Raw genomic sequence first — 2820 nt, forward strand, 5'->3', positions numbered from 1 at the left:
GATCTTGTAAAAGAGATAGCAAAAATAGCCGGAGGAAACGGCGGAGGAAGACCTGATTTTGCACAAGCCGGAGGAAAAGACGGAAATAAGGTTCCTGAGGCTCTGGAACATGCAAGAAAGATATTAACTGAAAAACTCTAATCATTATGACGGGGAGACCCGTCTCTTGGTTTTATATAGTGATGTAAAGAGAGGTATAAAATGTTTAAAAAATATCTTGCACTTGATGTAGGCGATGTAAGAATAGGTGTGGCCAGGTCTGACGCCATGGGAATGTTTGCACATCCCCTAGAGGTAATAGACAGGACAAAGACCAAGGCTGTAAAAAGAGTACAGGAACTATGCAGGCAGGAAAACACCAAGAGTATAGTGGTGGGAATCCCTAAAAGTCTGGACGGTCAGGAGAAAAGGCAGGCTGAAAAGGTAAGGGAGTTTATAGAAAAACTAAACTCAAGTATAGAGGGGCTCGAAATAATCGAAATAGATGAAAGGCTCTCTACAATTTCGGCAGAAAGAATGCTCAATGAAACAACTAATAAAGATGCCAGGGGAAAAAGAAAAGTAGTGGACAAGATAGCAGCAGCCATAATACTTCAGACATACCTTGACATGAAAAAATAGAAAATACGAAAGTGGGAGGACATATGAAAAAGGGAATGATTGTTAAACTGCTCTTTATACTGGCAATTCTCATTGGAGCAGGATGGTTGAGCTTCATGAAGCCGACTAGACTTGGTCTAGATCTAAAAGGCGGGGTGTATGTGGTTCTTGAGGCGAAGCCTGAAGGAGACCAGGTCATAGATGATGAGGCTATGACAAGACTTATAGAGGTACTAGACAGAAGAATAAATGGCCTAGGAGTAGCAGAATCGATAGTCCAGAGAGCCGGTGAAAAAAGGGTAATAGTGGAGCTTCCTGGAATAACAAACAGTGAGGAAGCAGTAAATCTGATAGGTAAGACAGCTCTTTTGGAGTTTAAAATAGTGCAGGATGACGGCAGTCTGGGGGAGACTCTTCTTACTGGGGGATCTCTGAAAAAGGCAGCAGTGTCATATGACAAGCTTGGAAGAGCAGAGATTCAATTTGAAATGAATCAAGAAGGTGCTGTTAAATTTGCTGAGATAACAAGAAATAATATAGGAAAAAAACTGGCGGTGACTCTAGACGGAGAAGTCCAGACAGCACCGACTATAAATACAGAAATACCTAGTGGAAACGGAGTGATAACAGGAAGTTATACTGTAGAGGAAGCAAAAGCTATGGCTACTCTTTTAAATGCAGGAGCACTTCCGGTGAGAGCGGAGATACTAGAAACAAGATCTGTAGGAGCTTCTCTTGGGGATGAATCGATAGCAAAGAGTACTATGGCTGCAAAAGTGGCGGTAGCACTAATAGGGATATTTATGGTTGTTTTCTACAGACTGCCTGGACTTATAGCAAATCTGGCTCTTGCAGTTTTTGGGATAATAGCCTTTGGTACTCTTAATTTCTTAGATGCAACTCTTACACTTCCTGGAATAGCAGGACTTATACTTTCTGCTGGAATGGCAGTAGATGCCAATGTTATTATTTTTGAGAGGATAAAAGAAGAGCTAACACTTGGTAATACAATTCTATCTTCTATAGATACAGGGTTTAAAAAAGCCTTTGGAGCGATATTTGACTCAAACATAACGACGCTGATAATAACAATGATATTATTCACTTTAGGAACAGGACCTGTAAAAGGTTTTGCAATAACTCTGACAATAGGAATACTGGCATCTATGTTTACAGCTATAACAATAACTAAGATACTGTTAAAAGGTTTCGTAGGTATATTCAAAATAAAAAGACCTGAATTATTTGGGGTTAGGGGGAACTAATAGTGAAAATAGATATTGTAAATCATACTAAAAAATGGCTTGGCATCTCGGCATTTTTTGTAATAATTGCCATTGCAGGTCTTGTGTTTAAAGGGTTAAATTATGGGATAGATTTCTCAGGTGGAAACCTTTATCAGCTTAAATTTGAAAAAAACATAATGCTGGGAGAGGTAAATAGTTTTTTTGACGAGATATCCAAAGACTTTCCTCAGCTAGACAGCAAAAGCAGAAAGGTACAGGTTTCTGGGGAACATACAGTAATCCTGAGAACATCTGAAATGGATGAAGAGCAAAAAAATGCCTTTTTAGACAAGGTGGAAAATTTTGGGAAATATGACCTTCAGAAATCAGATACGGTAGGGGCAACTATAGGTGAAGAGCTTAAGACTTCCGCTGTATATGCTTTAATTTTAGGATGCATCCTTATAGTTTTATATATCACCATAAGATTTGAATTTAAATTTGCCCTGGCTGCAGTAATAGCACTGTTTCATGATGTTATTATTTCTGTGGGAGGAATAGCACTATTAGGTTATGAGTTAAACACTCCTTTTATAGCAGCTGTCCTGACGATACTTGGATACTCTATAAACGACACTATAGTTGTGTTTGACAGAATAAGAGAAACACTGAAAAGAAAGAACTCTCCGGAACTGGGAGAGGCGATTAACATAAGTATAAACCAGGTTATGACGAGATCTATAAATACATCTCTCACAACCTTTCTTGCAGTAATAGCAATACTTATTTTCGGAGGAGACAGTCTGAGGACTTTCATAACAACTCTGCTTATAGGGGTAGTAGCAGGAACTTATTCATCGATTTTTGTAGCCAGTCCGTTGGTATATCTATTGGAAAAGAATAAAAATAAAGAAGCTATCTTAGAAAAATAAAAATTAAGCCATCCCGTTCAAACCGGGAAGGCTTAATAAAAAAATATTTCTTAAAAATAATA

General features: G+C 38.4%; 4 protein-coding genes. All 4 read left to right on the plus strand.

Going from position 1 to position 2820, the window contains the following annotated elements; genetic code table 11:
• Positions 1–141, plus strand: a 141-nt coding sequence (locus ABZA26_RS11815) for a DHHA1 domain-containing protein (RefSeq protein ID WP_372714724.1), incomplete at its 5' end; no start/stop codon positions are given.
• A gap of 60 nt (positions 142–201) precedes the next feature.
• On the plus strand, positions 202–621 hold the full coding sequence (gene ruvX, locus ABZA26_RS11820; RefSeq protein WP_319204475.1) for a Holliday junction resolvase RuvX: 420 nt from the start codon (positions 202–204) through the stop codon (positions 619–621).
• A gap of 23 nt (positions 622–644) precedes the next feature.
• On the plus strand, positions 645–1865 hold the full coding sequence (gene secD / locus ABZA26_RS11825; RefSeq protein ID WP_372714722.1) for a protein translocase subunit SecD: 1221 nt from the start codon (positions 645–647) through the stop codon (positions 1863–1865).
• A gap of 2 nt (positions 1866–1867) precedes the next feature.
• Positions 1868–2758, plus strand: a complete 891-nt coding sequence (gene secF, locus ABZA26_RS11830) for a protein translocase subunit SecF (protein ID WP_372714723.1) — start codon at positions 1868–1870, stop codon at positions 2756–2758.
• Positions 2759–2820 lie beyond the last annotated feature (62 nt).

It is taken from the genome of Ilyobacter sp. (assembly GCF_041583315.1).
In the GTDB taxonomy this organism is placed as follows: Bacteria; Fusobacteriota; Fusobacteriia; order Fusobacteriales; family Fusobacteriaceae; genus Ilyobacter.

What these genes read in the sequence shown, in the direction of transcription:
- secD (WP_372714722.1), top strand. Translation starts at nt 645, where the DNA reads ATGAAAAAGGGAATGATTGTTAAACTGCTCTTTATACTGGCAATTCTC.
- ruvX (WP_319204475.1), top strand. Translation starts at nt 202, where the DNA reads ATGTTTAAAAAATATCTTGCACTTGATGTAGGCGATGTAAGAATAGGT.